Below are 18893 nucleotides of genomic sequence, written 5' to 3' on the forward strand. Positions count from 1 at the left end.
GCCTCAGAGCAGAGCCTCGAGCTTGCGGCGGAGCTTCTTGCCGTTCGACGCGACGGGCAGCTCGTCGACCCACAGAACCCTGGAGACGGGCACCCCGGCGACGCGCATCAGCTCCGTCGTCGCGGACCGGGCCACCGCCTGTTCATCGATCGGAGGTTCATCCCCGTCCGATTGCCCGGCACCGGTCGCATCGTCGGCCTTACGATCGGTCGGGGTCCGCCTGGCCAAGAACACGGCGATCTCCTCTTCGCCCGTGGCTGGGTTGCTCCGGCCGAGAACGGCAACATCGCGGTCAAGCACATTCTCCAGCACGGCTTCCAAATCAGCCGAATAGTAATTCCGGCCGTTGACGAAGATGATGTCCTTCTTCCGGCCGAGGACGAACAACTCGCCGTCGCGGAGAATGCCCATGTCCCCCGTTGCGAACGCCCCATCATCGGTGAGCTCGTGCTCCACGATCCCCTCTGCTGTGATCGCGGCGCGGGTCATCGGAGCGCCGGCGATGTGGATTTCACCGACGGTGCCGTCGCCGAGGACCCCGCCCCCGTCATCGCGGATGGTCAAGGAAATCCCCGGGACGGCCTTGCCCAAGGCGACGAACTCAGCTCCGGACTCGCTCTCGATGTCCTCGAAACGCTGCCCCGTGGCGATGCCCGTCCGGTCAAGTCGCACCGTGGACAGACCCGAGTAGATGTCCCGGGTCGTGACCAGCAGGCAAGCTTCGGACATTCCGTAGGCGGAGGTCAGGGCATCCTCCCGGAGACCCATGGCGGACATCGCCGCGAGGAACTTCCGGGCCAATGGAGCGTCGATGGGCTCAGAACCGCTCATCAGCTTCTGGACGTTGGAGAAGTCGTAACCGTGGTCATCCCCGAGGGGCCGGCGCTCGAGATGGCGCAGGAAATGCTTGAACGCGAAGTTCGGGCACACTGTCACCGTCGGCCGGTGCCTGGTCACGGCCTCGAACCACCTCGGGGGATCGGCGACCACCTCGGAAACCGGCAGCAACACCTGGTCGTACCCACGAAAAAGGGCGTAGACGTGGAAGCCGATCAGCGAAAGGTTGTGGGTCAAAGGCAGCCACGTGAGCATCTTGTTCTCGTACCGGTGCGCGTGGCGTGGGATCGTCGCGCGCAGACCGTTCAGCACGGACTCGTTGGTTACGATGACGCCCTTTGGCGATCCCGTGGAGCCGGACGAAAACTGGATGAGGGCTTCGCCTGCCGTCCCACCTCGCACCGGGAACGCGGGGACCGCCCCGGCGCCATCCCCGGAATCCACGTCACCCGCCTGAGAGAAGTCCGATTCAGCATCACCCGGCATCGCCGCATCCGGTTCCGCGGCAGCGTCATTGACGATGGACACGTCGAGCAGCCGATCCTCGCCCACGACCACGGCACCGTTTGCGCCGGTGAGCAGCGTGTAACTGCGTTCGTCGACCAGGATCGGGGCCCCGGGCATCATGTCCGAGAGCGTCCGCACCCTGTCGACGTCAACCGGGCCCGACACCGGCGGCGCAAGCGCCGGAACCGCGCCGGCGTAGACGCAGCCCCAGAACGCCCGGATGAGCCCGCGGTTCTCCGAAACCTGGAAGATCACGCGATCGCCGGGGCCGATGCCGGCTTCGGCCAACCGAGTCGCAGCCGCCACCGCCTCCGCATGGACCCGGCCATACGGGACGAAGACGTCCCGCCGATTCTCGACGAAGGTGATCCCCTTTTTCGTCTCATCGGCCTTGTCCCGAAGCACGTCGCTGATGGTCCGGATCGTGTTCATTGGTACCTCTTTCGGTTGTCGGCGCCATGCCGGTGCCGGGCGGACCGGGCCCGCATGGCGTGACCCGGAGGATGTGTCTGAAGGGTTGAAAGGGTGAAGCAACTGGGTGGGGCGCGTCTCCGCACAAGCTCAGAAACGCTCGCGGGCCCGGGACCCGCCGGTTCCAGGCGCCCGTCAAGTCACTGCAGACACCAGGGCGGCGACGAAGACCGCGGCGGACGCTGCGGCCGCGAACCCGTCACGCACTCGCCAGGGGTGATCGGTGCGGAAGGTACGCCGCGGATAGAGGCCGAAGTTGCGCATCGCCAGGGTCAGGGACAGCTTTTCGGCGCAGCGCACGGCGCTGACGAACAACGGGAAAGCGATGCGCGCGGGCGTCGTCGCGCGAATGAAACCGGAGCGGAAAGACTGCTCCGGTCGCATCGAGCGCAATCTAATCGCCCATGTCAGCTGGGGGATTTCACTGCGCAGGAACGCTGCGATGCTCACCCCGGAAATCGCTATGGTGCACCATGTGTAGGGCACCCGGAGGCGTTGCACCATGGCGTCGAAAAGCTCCTCGACGCGCATGCACGCGGAGACCAGGACCGTCCCCGCGAACACGGCCATCAACAGCAGTCCGTGATGGATGCCGTGGCGGACGGCTTCCGACGCATCCCCACCTCCGTAGAACTCGGAGCGCCACCCGAGCAGGCCGAAGAACCCCCCGATTAACAGGACAAGAAGGACCTTCCCCGCCGTCGCCCGAACGTCGCGTTCCGCGATCGCAGCGAGTGCGAGGAACCCGACCACCGTCAGGGCGAGAACGGCGTCTCCGTCGGAGAGCAGCCCGGCGACGAGGACGAACATCACCGCCGCGACAATCGTGATGGCGTTCAACCCCGCGCGCCTTCGAGCGGCGGATTCACTGGTCCAGGGGCTTTCGTCCAAGGACGTCCGTGCGCCGGCCGCGGGCAGTGGGCGATCCCGCCGGGACGACTCCGGGGAAGCCGGCAGGTCGGCTGCGGGACCGGACCAGGCGACCTTCCCTTCGGCGACGATGCTCGCCCTATCTGCCCACGTTCGCGCGACACGGCGGTCGTGGCACGTGAACACAACGGTTCCGCCGGCCCCGGCGTATTCCGCTAGCGCATCCAGTACGATGCGCGAGCTCGGCGAATCCAGGTGCGCCAACGGCTCGTCGAGAAGCAGCAAACGGCGATTGGCCGCCACCGCCAGGAAGATGCCCAACCGTCTTTTCTGTCCGCCCGACAGGACGAACGGCGAGACGGGGTCAAGTGCCCTGGGGCACAGGGCTTCCCGCAGTTTCCGCAGCTCATCGGCGCCGAGTGGTCCGTGCGGGTCCGTGCCGGCCAGCGCGGAGTCGATTTCCGCGGCGACGGTCGCGCGGGTGAACTGGTGCTCGGGGTTCTGGAACGCCCACGACGCGAAGGCGTCGGGGACGCGCCGGGCGGACGCGCCGTCGATCCGGAAGTTCGCTCCCGCCTTCATCTGGCCTGACAGCACCGCCAGCAAGGTGGACTTACCGGCTCCGTTGGCGCCGACTAGGGCATGAATCTCGCCCCGTTCCAGTGTCAGATCGGCCCCGTCCAGAATCCTCTCCCCGCCTCGGGCCACGTGGGTTCCGGTCAAGGCCAGCAGTGGAACGGCATCCGCCTCCGATTCCAAATCGGGACGGTCCGGTGCCCCCGTGCCCGGCGTACTGGCGTCCGGCGCTCCGGCGGGCGCGGCCGACGTCGCAATGCCCTTCACCGCGATGCCCTCCGGTGCTCCGTGCGCGGCGACGCTCCCGTCCGCATCGAGGATTGTCACCGTGTCGACCCACCCGTCGAACGGGCGGAGGTCGTGCTCGATGAGCAGGATAACGCGCCCCGGGGCCCGCAAATCACGGATGGCGGCGAACAGCGACCGACGACCGTCCTCGTCAACGTGGGCCGCGGGCTCGTCGAAGATCATGACCTCCGGCGCCCTGGCCACAGCACCGGCGATGGCCATCCGCTGGCGTTGCCCACCCGACAAAGCCCACGGATCCTTCTCCGCGAGCTCTGACAGCCCGAGCTCCGATAGGGCCTCGGCTGATTGCTTGGCGACGATGCCGGCTTCCACGAGGGAAAACTCGAGGGCCATCGACACGTCATCGACGACTCGGAGCGTGAGCACCTGCGTCGACGGGTCTTGCCCGACGAAGGTGACCCGGTCCCCGTCCACGGGGCGTTCGGTGCCGTCGGCATCGACGATGTGCACGAATCCGGCATGGTCGATGGGGATGTGCGAGGGGATCAGTCCAGCGATGAGGTGGGCCAGGCTCGTCTTTCCGCATCCCACGGGTCCCGTGATGGCGTTAATCGTGCCGAAATCGAAGGAGAGATCCACCATGTCGGGTGCCCATCGCCCATCGGCGTGCCGGACGCCCGCGCCACTAACCCGTAACCGGGCCGGGGCCGTCCCGCGTGTCGCACCGGCGCACGCGGGTGCTCCGCCGGTCACCGGGTGACTCCGCGGCTGCGAAGCCCCTTTGCGACGGCAAAGCCCAGGACCAAAAACACCAGGCTCGATGCCAAGGCTACGGCGAAGCTAATCAGGGTCATGGGCGTGGTCGGCGAGTCGACGCCGACTGCGCGCGGGGCCATCGTTCCCATCAGCGCGGAGAACAACATCGCCGACGCCACGAACTGCGGACGCGTCCACCGCCGGTACAGGGTGACCATGAACGGAAGCTCGATGAGCAATCCTTCCATAGTCAGCGCCCCGATTGCGGCGACGCCGAACGGGGTGGTCGCCGCGGACACGACGCCCATGGCAAGGCACGCGATAAGGCTCGCGCCAGGCTTGCGGACGACGATGAGGGGAACAACGCACTGCAGGAACCACAACCCGAGCGTCGCCGCGACGAGATAAACGTGGGCGATGCCGGCGAACACCTGCAGGTAGGTCAGGGGCACGATGATGAGAGACCCCGCGACGCCGATCGCGGCGGCGACGAGCATGTCGCGGGTGGATGGTCGGCCACCAGCTGCGACCGGTGCGACGTGCACCAACCGCCCGTCATCCGTCTGCGACGCCACCGCGTCCCCGGCTCCCCCTCCGGAGAGGGGTTCTCCGGTCGATCCACGTTTTCCGTTCATCGTCGCCGCCTCGCTTCCGTTGCCGATTCCCGATCGGGAACACCACCTGAAACAGTATTAGGTTAGGCAATGCTTATCGGATTACGCCAGGCTCAATTTACTGAAATTACCCCCGCCCCCCCCGAACGAAAAACCGCCTTCCCAGCGTGCTCACAGAGATTCGCCCCGTACTCGAGCGCGTCTTTGCAGGCGAGATTCTCTCCCGCACGCTGGTGCTGGACTCGCTCATCCACTACGAAGGTCCGACAAAACTGGCCGCCGCAGGTCGAGGCCGGGGCCTGAAGTGGATGCGCAACCGCGCCAAGAAGGACCCTGCTGCCCTGGTTGACGCAATTTTCGCCGCCCTTGCCGAGCGAATCGTCACGGTACCCGGCACTGCGGCAGCAGAATTGGTCATTCCCCAGCTGGCGGCGAACATCAAAGCGCTTCAAGCACAGCGCGACACGATTGCCGGACAAGTCGAGGAGATGCTCGAATCGTTCCCTCTTGCCCAGGTCTTGATGTCGATGCCCGGCGTAGGCATCAAGACCGCCTCTAACATCGTGTTGTCCATCGGCGATTGCCAGGACTTCGCCGACGCCGCACACTTAGCCGCTTACGCCGGCATCACGCCGACCACCCGGCAGTCGGGTACGTCGGTCCGCGGCGAGTTTCCCACCAGGGCCGGCAATAAACAGTTGAAAAACGCGCTGTTTCGATCGGCGTGGATCGCGTCGCACTGCCATCCCGCATCGCGCGACTACTACCTGCGTAAACGGGCTGAAGGACAGAAGCACAATGCCGCGGTGATGTGGCTTGCCCGAAGCCGCTGCAACGTCATCTATGCCCTGTTGACTCGGCGTGAGTTCTTCCGAGAAATCCCTGCTAGAACCATCGCCACGGCTGCGTAGGCCGCTGCGCTGATCACCGCCGGCCCGCACGATGCGGCCCGGCGATCAGTCATGGCTACCCCCCTCCCATACGATGTACGTGAAAGTCTCGCCTGACTATTGACAATCCACATAGGGCCCCCACGCGGATTGGAACCGAGTGGCGGCCGGACGCCGCCACCTAGGCGCCGAACAGGGCCACTTCCGCCGAGCCGTATTCGACGATCCCGAAATCACTTTCCCGAATCTTCATCCCCCGCCCGTGCTCGATGTCGCCGGAGGCCCGGAATTGGAGGCCGAAAACCAGATCCTCGTCGCTCAGTTCCGGCAGGATCACAATCCTCACCAACTCGAACGGCTCATACGCGGAATCCAAGTCGTCGTCGATGGACAGGAAAATCTCCCCGTCCCCCTCCCCTGCCCTCCCCATCGCCGCAACCCCCGTGGTTTAGGAGGGGGAAGAGGGCCTTCGAGGGCTCAGCAGCTCAAGCCCAGGACCGCCGACTTACAGCTCGTCGATGTGCTTGCGCTTCGGGTAGACCCGCGGACGAGCGCCTGCGATCTCCTCAGCAATGCGGATGACCTGGTTGGAGTAACCGAACTCGTTGTCGTACCAGACGTAGAGCACCAGGTGCTTACCGTTGGCGATGGTAGCCAGACCATCGACGATGCCAGCATGGGTGGAGCCGACGAAGTCGGTGGAAACCACTTCCGGGGAGTGGATGTAGTCAATCTGCTGGCGCAGGACGGACTTGAGGGAAACCTCACGCAGGTAGTTGTTGACTTCGTCGCGGTCGACCTCAGTGTCCAGGGTCAGGTTCAGCACCGCCATGGAAACGTCCGGGGTGGGAACGCGGATGGCGTTACCGGTCAGCTTGCCCTCGAACTCCGGCAGAGCCTTGGCGACGGCCTTTGCGGCACCGGTCTCGGTGAGAACCATGTTCAGGGTGGCTGCGCGGCCACGGCGAGAACCCTTGTGGAAGTTGTCGATCAAGTTCTGGTCGTTGGTGAAGGAGTGAACAGTCTCGACGTGACCGAACTCGACACCCCACTTGTCATTGACGACCTTCAGCACCGGGGTGATGCCGTTGGTAGTACAGGAAGCTGCCGACAAAATGTTGTCAGATTCCTCAATGATGTTGTGGTTGATTCCGTAGACGATGTTCTTCACATCGCCCTTGCCTGGCGCGGTAAGTAGAACCTTGGAAACGCCCTTGGACTGAAGGTGCTGCGACAGTCCCTCGCGGTCACGCCAACGACCGGTGTTGTCAATGACAATCGCATCGTTAATGTCGTAGGCGGTGTAGTCAACAGTTGCCGGGTCATTGGAGTAAATGACCTGAATCGGGGTGCCATTTGCCCAAATAATGTTGTTTTCGCGGTCAACCGAGATGGTGCCGTCGAATGCTCCGTGGACGGAGTCACGGCGCAGCAGCGAAGCACGCTTGACGATGTCGTCCTCACCATTCTGGCGAACCACAATAGCGCGCAGGCGCGGGCCGTTGAACAGTGCCTCACGAGCCAGCAGAATGCGAGCCAGCAGACGGCCGATGCGGCCGAAACCGTAGAGGACAATGTCGGTCTTCGGGGTCTGTGTCCCGGCACCGATGACGTCGGCAAGCTCACGCTCGAGGAATGCGCGCAGCTCGCCGCCTTCCTCTTCGAAGCTGGTAGCCAGGGCACCCAGGTCGATGGAGGCGGTGCCGAGATCCATCTTCACCAGTTCCTGCAGAATCGGCAGGGTCTGGCTCAAGGGCAGCTCCTGCGAGGTGATGCGACGGGCGTAGCGGTGCGACTTAATGATGCCGGTCTCGGTAACGTTTTCCAGTCGGCGGCCGAAGATTGAAGTCACGACATCATTGTTGCGGCGCAGTTGTCCCAGGAGGGGGATCATCTGCTCTGCAAGGCTGATGCGCTCATTCCAGTCATTGCGCTTGATGGGGGCCGAATCCGACATAAATCCTCCTGGCTTAAATGAATATGAGTTCCCCCTCAAAATACCCCGCACACGCTATTCACCGGCTATCGCCCTCAACTGGGTACCCCGTATTGTGGCCCAGCTTTCACCCAATCGGGGGAGACACCGGGAGACACCTCAAGGAAGAAAATTGAACCCTACTTACCCGTTAGAATAAGAGCCATGACGGAACCCCTGGATATCCAGCAGCAATCTCCCGCCCAGCCGCCATACCGCCTTGTAGTCACAGATATGGACGGGACTCTATTAAATGAAGACAAGGAAATCCCGGATTCCTTTTGGCCGGTAGTCACCGAGCTGCTCGACCGCGGTGTCCACTTCGCTCCCGCGTCGGGCCGCCAGTACGCGACTCTGGCCGACCAGTTCGCCCCCATTGCACACCGCATCCCAATCATTGCGGAAAACGGCAACTACGTCGCGGATGCGGGCGAGGTGGTCTCGGTTACCAGTATCGACCACGACATCGTCACCCAGTTGGTGCACGCGATCCGCCAATTCAACGACAACCGTGTGGCGGCGGGTCGCACTCCCCTGTCAGTTATCATCTGCGGCGCTGCCAGCGCATACGTGGAGTTTTTCCCGCCTCATTTCAATATTCCGGAGGAAGTTCAGCAGCTGCAGTTCGACGAGGCCGCCAAGTACTACTTGAAGCTGCAGAAGGTCGATGATGTCATCACCGCTGCCGCCGAGGACGGCATCGTCAAAATTGCCGCCTTTGATCCTTACGCCGTCGAAGAGGAATCGGCCGATTACCTGCGTTCCCAAAGCTCGCACTTGCGCGCGGTAGTCTCCGGTGCCCACTGGGTCGACCTCATCGATGCCAACACCAACAAGGGCACGGCACTCGCCGCCCTGCAGGAGGCCCTAGGTATCTCTCCTGCCGAAACTGTCTGCTTCGTTGACTACCTGAATGATCTCGAGCTCATCGACCACGCAGGCCGTTCGTTTGCCATGTCCAACGGTCACCCGGAAATCAAACGCCGCGCCACCGACATCGCACCGTCGAACGCGGAGGAAGGCGTCATCACGACGCTGCGCGAGCTGTTCAACCTCTAACTGCAATTGACCCCTTACCCCACTGGAGCGGTAAGTTAGAAAGGTTGAACCCGATTCCCTTATTCCGATTTTCTTTTTAAGGAAAGCGTAGTTTCCCTGTGACCACTCTCGCCGAAGAAGCCGCACGCCGCCGCACATTCGCCGTCATCGCACACCCGGATGCCGGTAAGTCCACGCTCACCGAGGCGCTGGCACTGCATGCTCATGTCATTAACGAAGCCGGTGCTGTCCACGGCAAGGCCGGCCGTAAGTCGACTGTGTCCGACTGGATGGACATGGAGAAGGATCGCGGCATCTCGATTGCCTCTTCCGCGCTGCAGTTCGAGTACCAGCCAGAGGGGCACGACGGCGAGCCGTACATGATCAATCTCGTCGATACGCCTGGTCACGCTGACTTCTCCGAGGACACCTACCGTGTGCTCACCGCTGTCGACGCCGCTGTCATGCTTGTCGACGGTGCCAAGGGTCTCGAGCCTCAGACGTTGAAACTGTTCCGGGTTTGTAAGTCCAACGGAATTCCCATCGTCACCGTCATCAACAAGTGGGACCGCCCGGGTAAGGCTCCCCTGGAGTTGATGGATGAGATTGTCGCGGAGATTGGACTGCAACCGACTCCGCTGTACTGGCCAGTCGGTGAGGCCGGCGACTTCCGCGGTCTGCTGGAGCGTGGTGAGGACGGCGAAGCCAAGCAGTTCATCGGCTTCGAGCGCACTGCCGGTGGCGCCACTATTGCCGCTGAGCGTCACCTCACCCCAGATGAGGCCGCCGCAGAGCAGGGCGACGCCTGGGAGACGGCAGCCGAGGAGTCCGAGCTTCTCTCCTCCGATAGCGCTGACCACGACCAGGAGATGTACCTCGCTGGCGACACCTCTCCGGTGATTTTCGCCTCCGCCATGCTGAACTGGGGTGTCCACCAGATCCTGGACACTCTCTGCGAGCTGGCTCCGGCACCTGGTGCCCGCGTGTCCGACCCGGCTGCCGTTGCCGCTGCGGCGGCTGGCGGCCAGGGAGCTATCGTCGAAAAGCGTGAGCCGACGGATGATTTTTCGGGCGTCGTGTTCAAGGTGCAGGCGGGTATGGATACGCACCACCGCGACAAGCTGGCATTCATGCGCGTTGTCTCTGGCGAGTTTGACCGCGGCATGCAGGTCACGCATGCGCAGTCGGGACGTAGTTTCTCCACAAAGTATGCTTTGACCGTTTTCGGCCGGACACGTTCGACTGTGGAGACGGCTTACCCGGGCGACATTGTCGGCCTGGTCAATGCGGGTTCACTGGCACCGGGTGACACGATTTACGAGGGCCGCAAGGTTCAATTCAAGCCGATGCCGCAGTTCGCGCCCGAGCATTTCCGCACCCTGCGCGCCAAGAGCTTGGGCAAGTACAAGCAGTTCCGCAAAGCTGTCGATCAGCTCGATGCCGAGGGAGTGGTGCAGATTCTGCGCAACGATGCCCGCGGCGATGCCGCCCCGGTGATGGCCGCGGTCGGCCCGATGCAGTTCGAGGTCATGATGGCACGCATGGAAAACGAGTACAACGTCGAGACCATCGCCGAGCCCATCCCCTACTCCGTCGCCCGCCGCACGGACGAAGAGACCGCGCCTGAGCTGGCAAAGCAGCGCGGCGTGGAGATCTTCACTCGTTCCGACGGCGCCCTCATCGCGCTCTTCGGGGACAAGTGGAAGCTGTCCTTCATTGAGAAGGAGCACCCGGAGTTCACGCTCGAGACGCTGGTCGCGGACTAGAGTTTTAAGGAGATTTCACCAACATTGAGCCAAACGGTTGAGCTTCCTCCACAACCAAGTGCATGGCAGCTTTTTACTGCCTTCCACTCCCGTGCGCAGAGATGGCCAGGTGCCCTCCGCGCAGCACTCGCGCTATTCCTGCCGGGTGCCGTGGCACTTCTCACCGGACATGGCTCGGAGATGCTCCTTATCGCCGCTGGTGGTTGCGTGGTCATCTATGGCGAAGGCCACCCCTACCGCAGTCGTCTGCGCGTGATGGCCATCGCGGGGCTATGCCTGATCGCCGGAGTTATGTCCGGCAGTTTTGTCGGCTCGGTGGTCCACAGTGAGATCGCTTCCGGCGGCAGCAATCTATGGCTGCTGCTCATCGCACTTTTTACCACGGCGTTGGCTACCGTCGGCGCTTTCATTCAAAATGCACTGCGCCTGCCACCGCCGGGTACATTTTTTATTGTGATGGTCTCCGGCGGCACAACAATGGTCGCCCGCCTTGGCTTCAACCCGGTGGAAACCGCCATGTGGGCTACCGTTGGCGTGCTTTCCCCGATAGTCATCGGCATGGCACCGCGGTTGTGGAATCCGCATGGCCCCGAGATGGCGGCTGTCGAATCCCTTGAATCAGCCATCGACGCGATGGAAAAGTCAGACTCGACATCGTTCGCCGTTCATCACCAGGCGCAAACTGCACTCACCGACGCATGGGAATCGCTTGCCGACGCAGGCATCATCCGTGGCAGCAAAATCGTTAAGCCCTCCCACACGGAACTGGTCAACCGTGTCATTGCTGCTCATCAGCGGCTGATTGCTATCCGCGGACGCTTGGGCGTGCACGGCAGCGCTGTGGACATCGTGGACACGCCTAACCTCTTCGACGAGACGCAGACAACCATTCCACTCGCGCGACCAAGCGTGAGTTACCGAATCTTCCGCTCTTTCGATCGCTATTCCCATGCGTCAATGACTGCGGCAAAGGTTGCTATTACTGGTGGCTTAGCTGGTCTCATTAGCGTGCTTGTCGGTCTCGACCGGCCTGACTGGGCGGTGGTCAGCGCATTGATGACTCTGCAGTGGGGTCCCGACCGCACCGCTGGTTCGATCCGAGGGATTCACCGCATGGTGGGCTCGATTATCGGCATTTTCCTCTATGCGCTGCTCTTTTCCTTTGGCCTGGACAGCTGGACGCTACTTATCGCGCTTGCAGCCTGCCAATTCGGCGCGGAGGTTCTCGTGGTGAAGAACTATGCGCTGACGACAATCGTCACCACTCCATTGGCGCTGCTGCTGGGCGGAAACGTCGCTGGCGAACTCGCACCGATTGTGACCGATCGTGTCTTGGAAGTCGGTATCGCCTGCGCGCTGGCTCTCGCTGTCCTGCACTTCTGGCCAACCGAGAGCATTGAAAAGCACTACCTGCGTCATATTCCGCGCTGCTATCGACAGATGGGCGCTCTTCTCGGCGCGCTGCTAACCGGTACTCCGAATCAGGCGCTCGATATTCGTCGAGATCTCCAGTACGAGCTGCTCAGTGAGCGCCAGGCCATCTCGTCTTTGGCCACCAACGACCCCGAAATCGCCACTCCACACTGGGATGGGCATCGTCGCATTCGCACAGCTGGCTATTTGTTGCTGGACTACTGTCGCACGCATCCGGATATCCGCCCCTCTCACGAGGAGATTTCCAAGCTCGCTGAGGTAGTCCAGGCAGCTAAAACCGAGCAGCGCTAGTCCTCCGGCAGCGGGGGCTCCTTGCGCAGGTCGCGGGCTGTTGCCCGCCGTACCTCGCGCGGTTCCTCCTCCGAGCCCCGCGAACGGAACTTAGCCGCGATGTCCTTCAGCGAAGACGACAGCGGCGGCAGCTTCTCCAGCGCGTCACGGCCCGCGTCCCACGCGTCGGTAGCAATATTTTCCGCTTTCCGACGGAACTTGCGGACCTTCTCCTCACGCTGCCGCTTAGTCTCTGCCGCGTCATTTTGCCGCTCGCGCTCGCGTTCAAAGGCTGCGACATCGCGGGCCTCCGCGTCGGAAAGCCTCTTCGAAGCGTGTGCCGCGGCGTCCCACGACTCCTCCAGCGATTCCGCGAGGTGCAACATGGCATCGATGCGCTTTTCAACTTCGCGCAACTTCTCGCGGTAGCCCCGCTGAATGTCATAGCGACGCATGATGCGGCGGGCACGAGTGGCCTCATTGCGCCAGGTGATGATTGCGCCCTCAGAAATCGACTCATCGACGACGAAACGCATCGTCCACGGGTCGACATCAGCGCTGGCCAGATTGTTGCGTACCCGCTCCTCGCGGTCGAGGACGTCCTGCACGAGACTGCGGGCACGCTCTTCGGCTTGATGGGCGCGGTTGGTACGGGAGTTATCTGGTCGGAAGCTCACCTGGACTATCCTACCGCTCGGCTGCTGCCAAAGCCGGTACTTGGTCGGTCGCGGAGCTCTTCTGCTGGTCATTGTCGCTCTGGTGCTCGAGGCGAACCCAGGAGACAAAGCCCCAAATAACGAAGCATCCGTAGAAGAGGTACAGCGCCGCCGACGGGTAGTAGCCACCCTTGAGCAGCAACGGCACTCCCACGGCGTCAACGGCAATCCAAATTAGCCAGAATTCGTTCCACCCGCGGGCCATACCCCAGGTCGCCAACATCGAACCGACGAAAATCCAGGCATCGGCCCATGGCCCCCACGAGCCCAGCATCTCAAAGACATTGGCACAGATCACAGTGGCGAAGATAGCCACGGTAATCATCCCAATGCGTTCCGATGCCGTCGCCCACCGAGGCTCAATTGCGACCTCGTCACCGCTCTGATTGCGGCTCTTGACCCAGCTGAACCACCCGTAGAGACTGACGACGATAAACATGACCTGACGCCCAGCCTGGCCATAGAGATCAAGATTTTGTGGCGTGTGGAAAACTCCGCCGAGGAAGACGGTAAACAGCAAGGCATTTCCGATAATGCCGACCGGCCAAGCCCATACCTTCCGTTTCATGCCCAGGAAGGCACACGCCAGGCCAAAGAGGTTACCGACAATTTCACGAATCAAGATTGGTGCTCCCGCCACACTGAGCTGTGCAGTGAGGAAACCCACCAAAAAATCCGACACGTATTCCACGAATTATTCAACTCCTTCTCTTTCATCCGGACTATGACCGTCGGTTTCGGATTCCAACCGAAATCTGCTTGTCCCCTACCTGACGACCCTTCTGGCCACAGGTAGGGCGCTCGTGGACTTGTCTGCGTCATCCGCAGCATCACCACCGGTGAGGAATTTCACCTCGCCCTGAGAATGCGAGTTCAACGTTAGCACTGTCGCCTTGCGCGCATGTGCATTTTATTCAATGAGGTTTCAATATGAGGTTCTAATACAGCCTCGACATAATTACGCATCTACAATGCGTAGTATGAGCCAAAAGCCCCGCCAACCACGTCCTCCCCGCCCCGCCCGCCGCTCCCATCACAAGCGCTCCGCTGGCTGGGTTCCGGACCAGCACGGCGCCTGGTTCATGGTCACCATTCCCCCGCTGACCGCTCTCGCCCTCAACCCCACATGGACAGGCCTTGCCGTCACCGCAACCTGGCTGCTCGGCTACTTCGCATTCTTCGCCGTGAGCGTCTGGCTCCGCTCTCGTCGCCAACGCCGCCACCTCGCACCCGCCGCCACATACACCGCGCTCACTGCCGTCGCCGGCTGCATCACACTGCTTGCCGACGTTTCCCTCCTCACCTGGGTCGCCCTCATTGCCCCTCTTGCCGCTATCGCTATTTGGGAGACCTACCGCCGCCGACCGCGCTCACTTCTCTCCGGTGTCTCCACCGTTCTGGCCGCTAGCCTCATGGTGCCTATCATCGCCGGACCAACCCCGAAAGCTTGGGCAATTGCGGCTATCTACGCTGGATATTTCGTCGGCACCGTGCCCTATGTAAAAACTATGATTCGCAAGCGCGGCAACCGCCAGTGGCTCATTGGCTCGGTCACGTATCACGTTCTCATTACCGCCGTGGCCGTCATCGGGTGGCTCCTCCTCCACGACCGGAACCTCATCAGCATCGGTGTGCCCATCGTCGCAATTGGGCTTCTCATCAGGTCTTTTGCCATGCCAATCTCCGGCGCTCGCCGCGCTCGGCCGTGGACTCCGAAACAGGTCGGAATTCTCGATGCCTTCTTTGGAGTCGCCGTCGTCCTGGCTGCGTGGTAAAAACGACGGCGGGGACATACTTTGGGGATTTTTGGGGAGGGGATGAAGTCTATGACTTCCACCAAACACGCAGTCAATCACGCAGTTTCCGTCTCAGACTTGGCCGCTAGCCTGAACTCGCGGCAGGCACCACAGTCGGGCTGGCGCAGCTGGGTTCATAAAGCCACCTGGGGCGCAATTTCACCGCGGGAATCATCGTCGGCACGCAAGCAACGCGAGCTGATAGAGCGGGTGCGACAGCCTATCTACGGTGACTACAACATCGCTGTTATCAGCGTGAAGGGCGGCGTTGGCAAGACGTCGACAACCATGTGCCTGGGCGCCACGCTTGCAAGCCTGCGCAGTGACCGAATCGTCGCGATCGACGCGAATCCGGACTTTGGCACCCTCGGCGCACGCGTCACCGCAGCCAATCCCGCATCTATTCGCGATCTGCTCCGAGCCCCGGATACGGACAAATACGCGCAGGTCCGTGCATATACATCGCACACGCCATCGCGGCTGGAGGTTGTCGGCAGCGACCAAAATCCGACATCGACGATCGCGCTTTCCGACGGCGAATACTGCGCGGCCCTCGACATCCTTCGACGGCATTACAACGTGAGCCTGACTGACTGCGGTACCGGCCTGACGCAGCCCATCTCCGCTTCGATTCTGTCTGCGGCCAATTGTCTGGTGCTGGTCACCACACCTGCACTGGACGGCGTGAAAAGTGCCTGGACGACATTGGATTGGCTTTCAGCGCACGGCTTCGAACGGTTGGTCTCTACCACTGTCGTGGTGGTCAACGAGCTGAATAAACAGGGACTGTCCACAGAGACCGTGCACGAGTTATTTGCCCAGCGCTGCCGCGCAGTACAGGTCATCCCCTATGATCCGCATATCGCGAATGGTGCCAATATCGAGCTGGACAATCTCCAGCCCGCCACCACCCAGAGCTATCTCGAATTAGCGGCCATGATTGCCGATGATTTCGCGCCGACGACTGGCCGCCACAGCTTTGTCTAACGCAGGGCTCGCTAACGAAGGTGCTGTCGAATCTCCTCGACATCAACTTCCTGCACGGTAGCGGGCTTAAAGGCGGCGTCGCGGTCCTTATCCACCAACACTGCCCGCACGCCCTCGGCAAAATTGGGGTGCTGACGCATGTAAGCGCCAAGCTTCATTTCCCGGTCTAGCGCCTCCTGCAAGGTGACCTCGTGGGCCGAGTTAGCCGCATAGAGTTCCACGGCCGCTACGAGACTTTCCGGGTTGGCGGGTGCCAGCAGGTCGCGAAAAGTCTCCACTGTTGACGATGCACAAGAGCCCGCCTCAGCGGCTTCGTTGAGAGCTCGCTCAATCTCCGCCCAGGTATCAGCCCCAAAGCAAGCCTCAATGCAGTCGCTCCACTCGGCCAACTGCGGATCCCCGAGCAGCTCACGAGCCTCAGCTGAGTCCATATCGAGCGCATACTCCGCGAGCGCCGAATCAATTCCATCGCGGTCCAGAGCCGCAACAAACTCGTCCAGCTGCGCGGATGGCACCGCATGTGTCGCCCATCCAGACCACAGCATGTCCGCCGCAGTTAGGCGGTAACCGGTCAGCCCGGTAAACCTCGCGATTGCCGACGAGGGCCCTCCTAACCGCGTGTTCACATGCTGCGAAAAGTGGGTAATGCCAACGTCGGGAATAAAGCCGATTGCCATTTCTGGCATGGAAGCGCTGGCACGCTCGGTCACGATTCGGTGGGAGCCGTGCATAGAAACACCAAGGCCACCGCCCATAGCGATGCCATCAATAATCGCGATATATGGCTTGGACTGCGCGAATTCCGCAATCATCGCGTTCATCTCGTACTCATCCCGGAAAAACTCCTCCCCCTGCTCCGGAACGCCATCGAGCACAGCCTGCCGAACTGCGCGCACATCACCACCGGCACAAAACGCCTTGGGGTGACCGGATGAAACAACAATGTGGTCCACCGAGTCGTCGTCACGCCATGCGCGGAGCCCCTCGACGACCTCGGTGACCATATCCAAATCGAGCGAATTAAGTGCCTTCGGCCTATTCAGCCGAAGGTGACCAGATCGCCCGTGGACTTCTCGCAGCACCTTCGGCTCATCGACCTCGGTGCGTGCAGTGCCAGAACCGTTATCAGTAGCAGTCATGTCACCCAGTGTGACACAGATAACTAACCAGGGAAAGGTTCTGACGACCAGAACCTCACTGAGACTAAGGAGCTACTTCTTCTTGCTCTTCTTGTCCTTTTTGTCCTTCTTGTGCTTCTTGCCCTTCTTATCGGACTTGCCTGCGCCCTTCACGCGGTCAGCCTCGAGATTGGCGGCAACGTCCGGCACATAGCGGAACTCAGTGCGCGGCGGACGCTCGTAGCTTCCCTCCGACTCCGGACGCTCCGGGATTTCCGGAACATCGCGCTGAATGCGCTCGTACGGAATGGTCGTCAACAGGTGGTTGATGACATTGATACGCGAACGCTTCTTGTCCTCAGACTCAACCGTGAACCACGGTGCGGACGGGATATCGGTGTGGATGAACATCTCATCCTTTGCACGGGAGTAATCCTCCCAGCGGGTGATGGACTCCAAATCCATCGGCGAGAGCTTCCAGCGGCGCAGCGGATCCTCACGGCGGGACTTGAAGCGGGCAACCTGCTCCTCGTCCGACACAGAGAACCAGTACTTACGCAGGATAATGCCGTCTTCGACCAGCAGACGCTCAAAAATCGGCGCCTGATGCAAGAAGCGACGGTACTCCTGGGAGGTGCAGAAGCCCATGACCCGCTCAACGCCGGCACGGTTGTACCAGGAGCGGTCGAAAATCACGATCTCACCAGCAGTCGGCAGCTTTTCGACGTACCGCTGGAAGTACCACTGACCCTGCTCACGGCTAGTTGGGGCCGGCAGAGCCTCAACACGGCAGGTACGGGGGTTCAGGTACTGCGTGATGCGCTTAATGGCCGACCCCTTGCCGGCAGCGTCACGCCCCTCCATCACGATGACAATTCGGGCACCGGTTTCTACCACCCACTGCTGCATTTCGACGAGCTCTGCCTGGAGCTTTTTGAGCTCAGCCTCATAAGCCTTCTTGTCGAGCTTCGGTGGGCGCTGGACGTCGTCATTATTCATAGTCCACAGTTTACCCGGCAGGGCGCGACGGCCCTATTCGCCGGGTTTAACCGCGGGGCCTAATAGCTAACCTTTTTGCAACCCTAGTCGCGTGAGTAAAGACGCAGCGTGACCTGTGCAACAAGCCCAGCAAAGACCATGCCAATAACGACCACGATCGGCGCCACCACACCGATATCGCCGTTGGTCAGCGGCGCCAGGAGCTGTGCCTTGTACAGGTTACTCAGCGCCGGATCGATGACCGTCGCCTTGCCCAGGAACAGCGCACCAATGGCCAGCACACCACCAATCAGCGACGCAATCACAGCCTCGAGGACGAACGGCGCCTGCGTGAACCAACGGCTGGCACCGACCATGCGCATAATCTCAACTTCCTTACGACGCGAGAACGCCGCAATCTGCACCATGTTCGCAATCAGGAACACCGCGGCAACGGCCTGCACCGCAGCCAGCAGGAAGGTCGCATTTCGCACCGAGTCCAGGTTCTGAGCTGCAGTACCGATCTCTTCATGCTGGTCAGTAACATGGTCGACCTGCGGCAGCTCCCGAATCGGATCGAGCGGGCTGACATCGGTCGGGTCGCTCAGACGCACCATCACGACAGCCGGCAGCGACTCCGGCGTCGCATTTTCCACGAGCACGGGGTCACTGTCCTTGAACATCTCCACGAAGTGGTCAAAGTTTTGCTGACGATTTCGGAAGGTCACCGAATCAATGCCGTCAGCCTCTTCAAGCTTGCCGACGACGTCAGCGCACTCCGGCGAGGAGCAAGTTTGGTCTTCGGCTGAGATTTGTTCATTCAGCTCAATCTGCACTTCTACTCGATCGAGATAGAGATCCTTCGTGCGGCTGGTCTGCTCAGTAACCAGGATGCCCGTCGCAAGCAGCGCCAACGACACCGCAGTCGTAATAATCATCGCGATGGTCATCGTGATGTTTCGGCCCAAGGAGGAGAAAGCCTCACCGAGGACAAAGCGAGTCTTCATAGGTCAGTAATACCTTTCGAATGAGTTCTTCTACCGAT

General features: G+C 61.5%; 15 protein-coding genes, 1 pseudogene and 1 riboswitch. Of the genes and pseudogenes, 6 read left to right on the plus strand and 10 right to left on the minus strand.

The annotated features are described in order from the left end of the window. Positions 1-3 precede the first annotated feature (3 nt). The 3 genes from HMPREF1206_RS10830 to HMPREF1206_RS10155 form a co-directional block, all read right to left on the minus strand. Complete coding sequence (locus tag HMPREF1206_RS10830; protein WP_016423217.1) at positions 4-1776, minus strand: AMP-binding protein; 1773 nt, start codon at positions 1774-1776, stop codon at positions 4-6. Between the two features lie 174 nt (positions 1777-1950). After that, a complete protein-coding gene (locus tag HMPREF1206_RS10150; protein WP_231367206.1) occupies positions 1951-4152 on the minus strand; it encodes an ATP-binding cassette domain-containing protein in 2202 nt (733 codons plus the stop codon). 107 nt (positions 4153-4259) lie between these two features. Beyond that, a complete protein-coding gene (locus HMPREF1206_RS10155; RefSeq protein ID WP_187400548.1) occupies positions 4260-4841 on the minus strand; it encodes an ECF transporter S component in 582 nt (193 codons plus the stop codon). 182 nt (positions 4842-5023) lie between these two features. Here HMPREF1206_RS10155 and HMPREF1206_RS10160 point away from each other — a divergent pair. Continuing rightward, positions 5024-5791 (plus strand): annotated as a pseudogene (locus HMPREF1206_RS10160) (IS110 family transposase); the annotation flags it as partial. Between the two features lie 160 nt (positions 5792-5951). On the opposite strand, the gene HMPREF1206_RS10165 reads toward HMPREF1206_RS10160, so the two are convergent. Both HMPREF1206_RS10165 and HMPREF1206_RS10170 read right to left on the minus strand, forming a co-directional pair. Beyond that, positions 5952-6200, minus strand: a complete 249-nt coding sequence (locus tag HMPREF1206_RS10165; protein WP_016423221.1) for a hypothetical protein — start codon at positions 6198-6200, stop codon at positions 5952-5954. A 75-nt stretch (positions 6201-6275) separates the two neighbouring features. Further along, a complete protein-coding gene (locus HMPREF1206_RS10170) occupies positions 6276-7727 on the minus strand; it encodes a glyceraldehyde-3-phosphate dehydrogenase (RefSeq protein WP_016423222.1) in 1452 nt (483 codons plus the stop codon). A gap of 183 nt (positions 7728-7910) precedes the next feature. Between HMPREF1206_RS10170 and HMPREF1206_RS10175 the strand changes: the two genes are divergently transcribed. The 3 genes from HMPREF1206_RS10175 (at position 7911) to HMPREF1206_RS10185 (ending at position 12274) form a co-directional block, all read left to right on the plus strand. Beyond that, complete coding sequence (locus tag HMPREF1206_RS10175) at positions 7911-8804, plus strand: Cof-type HAD-IIB family hydrolase (protein ID WP_016423223.1); 894 nt, start codon at positions 7911-7913, stop codon at positions 8802-8804. A gap of 98 nt (positions 8805-8902) precedes the next feature. Beyond that, positions 8903-10549, plus strand: coding sequence for a peptide chain release factor 3 (locus HMPREF1206_RS10180; RefSeq protein ID WP_016423224.1), 1647 nt, complete (start codon positions 8903-8905; stop codon positions 10547-10549). 24 nt (positions 10550-10573) lie between these two features. Beyond that, on the plus strand, positions 10574-12274 hold the full coding sequence (locus HMPREF1206_RS10185; protein ID WP_016423225.1) for an FUSC family protein: 1701 nt from the start codon (positions 10574-10576) through the stop codon (positions 12272-12274). Here the strand turns inward: HMPREF1206_RS10185 and HMPREF1206_RS10190 are convergent. Continuing rightward, entirely contained in the window at positions 12271-12930 is a 660-nt protein-coding gene (locus HMPREF1206_RS10190; protein ID WP_016423226.1) for a hypothetical protein, read from the minus strand. The two genes, HMPREF1206_RS10185 and HMPREF1206_RS10190, sit on opposite strands and share 4 nt — an antisense overlap. 10 nt (positions 12931-12940) lie before the next feature. Further along, entirely contained in the window at positions 12941-13660 is a 720-nt protein-coding gene (pnuC, locus tag HMPREF1206_RS10195) for a nicotinamide riboside transporter PnuC (protein ID WP_016423227.1), read from the minus strand. 10 nt (positions 13661-13670) lie between these two features. Then, positions 13671-13840, minus strand: a riboswitch (FMN riboswitch). A 109-nt stretch (positions 13841-13949) separates the two neighbouring features. Here pnuC and HMPREF1206_RS10200 point away from each other — a divergent pair. Then, positions 13950-14744: a YwiC-like family protein gene (locus HMPREF1206_RS10200; protein ID WP_042388853.1), complete on the plus strand. Its 795-nt coding sequence runs from the start codon at positions 13950-13952 to the stop codon at positions 14742-14744. A 51-nt stretch (positions 14745-14795) separates the two neighbouring features. After that, positions 14796-15752, plus strand: a complete 957-nt coding sequence (locus HMPREF1206_RS10205; protein ID WP_016423229.1) for a MinD/ParA family protein — start codon at positions 14796-14798, stop codon at positions 15750-15752. An 11-nt stretch (positions 15753-15763) separates the two neighbouring features. On the opposite strand, the gene HMPREF1206_RS10210 is transcribed toward HMPREF1206_RS10205, so the two are convergent. The 3 genes from HMPREF1206_RS10210 to ftsX all read right to left on the minus strand — a co-directional run bounded on the left by HMPREF1206_RS10210 (position 15764) and on the right by ftsX (position 18855). After that, the gene (locus HMPREF1206_RS10210) at positions 15764-16891 is read right to left on the minus strand and encodes a 3-hydroxyisobutyryl-CoA hydrolase (RefSeq protein ID WP_016423230.1); all 1128 of its coding nucleotides are present in this window, start codon (positions 16889-16891) and stop codon (positions 15764-15766) included. A gap of 72 nt (positions 16892-16963) precedes the next feature. Then, a complete protein-coding gene (gene ppk2 / locus HMPREF1206_RS10215) occupies positions 16964-17869 on the minus strand; it encodes a polyphosphate kinase 2 (protein ID WP_016423231.1) in 906 nt (301 codons plus the stop codon). Between the two features lie 83 nt (positions 17870-17952). Further along, positions 17953-18855 carry a permease-like cell division protein FtsX gene (ftsX, locus tag HMPREF1206_RS10220; protein ID WP_016423232.1) on the minus strand — a complete coding sequence of 301 codons (903 nt, stop codon included), beginning with the start codon at positions 18853-18855 and terminating at the stop codon, positions 17953-17955. Positions 18856-18893 lie beyond the last annotated feature (38 nt).

It is taken from the genome of Corynebacterium sp. HFH0082 (assembly GCF_000411235.1).
In the GTDB taxonomy this organism is placed as follows: Bacteria; Actinomycetota; Actinomycetes; order Mycobacteriales; family Mycobacteriaceae; genus Corynebacterium; species Corynebacterium jeikeium_D.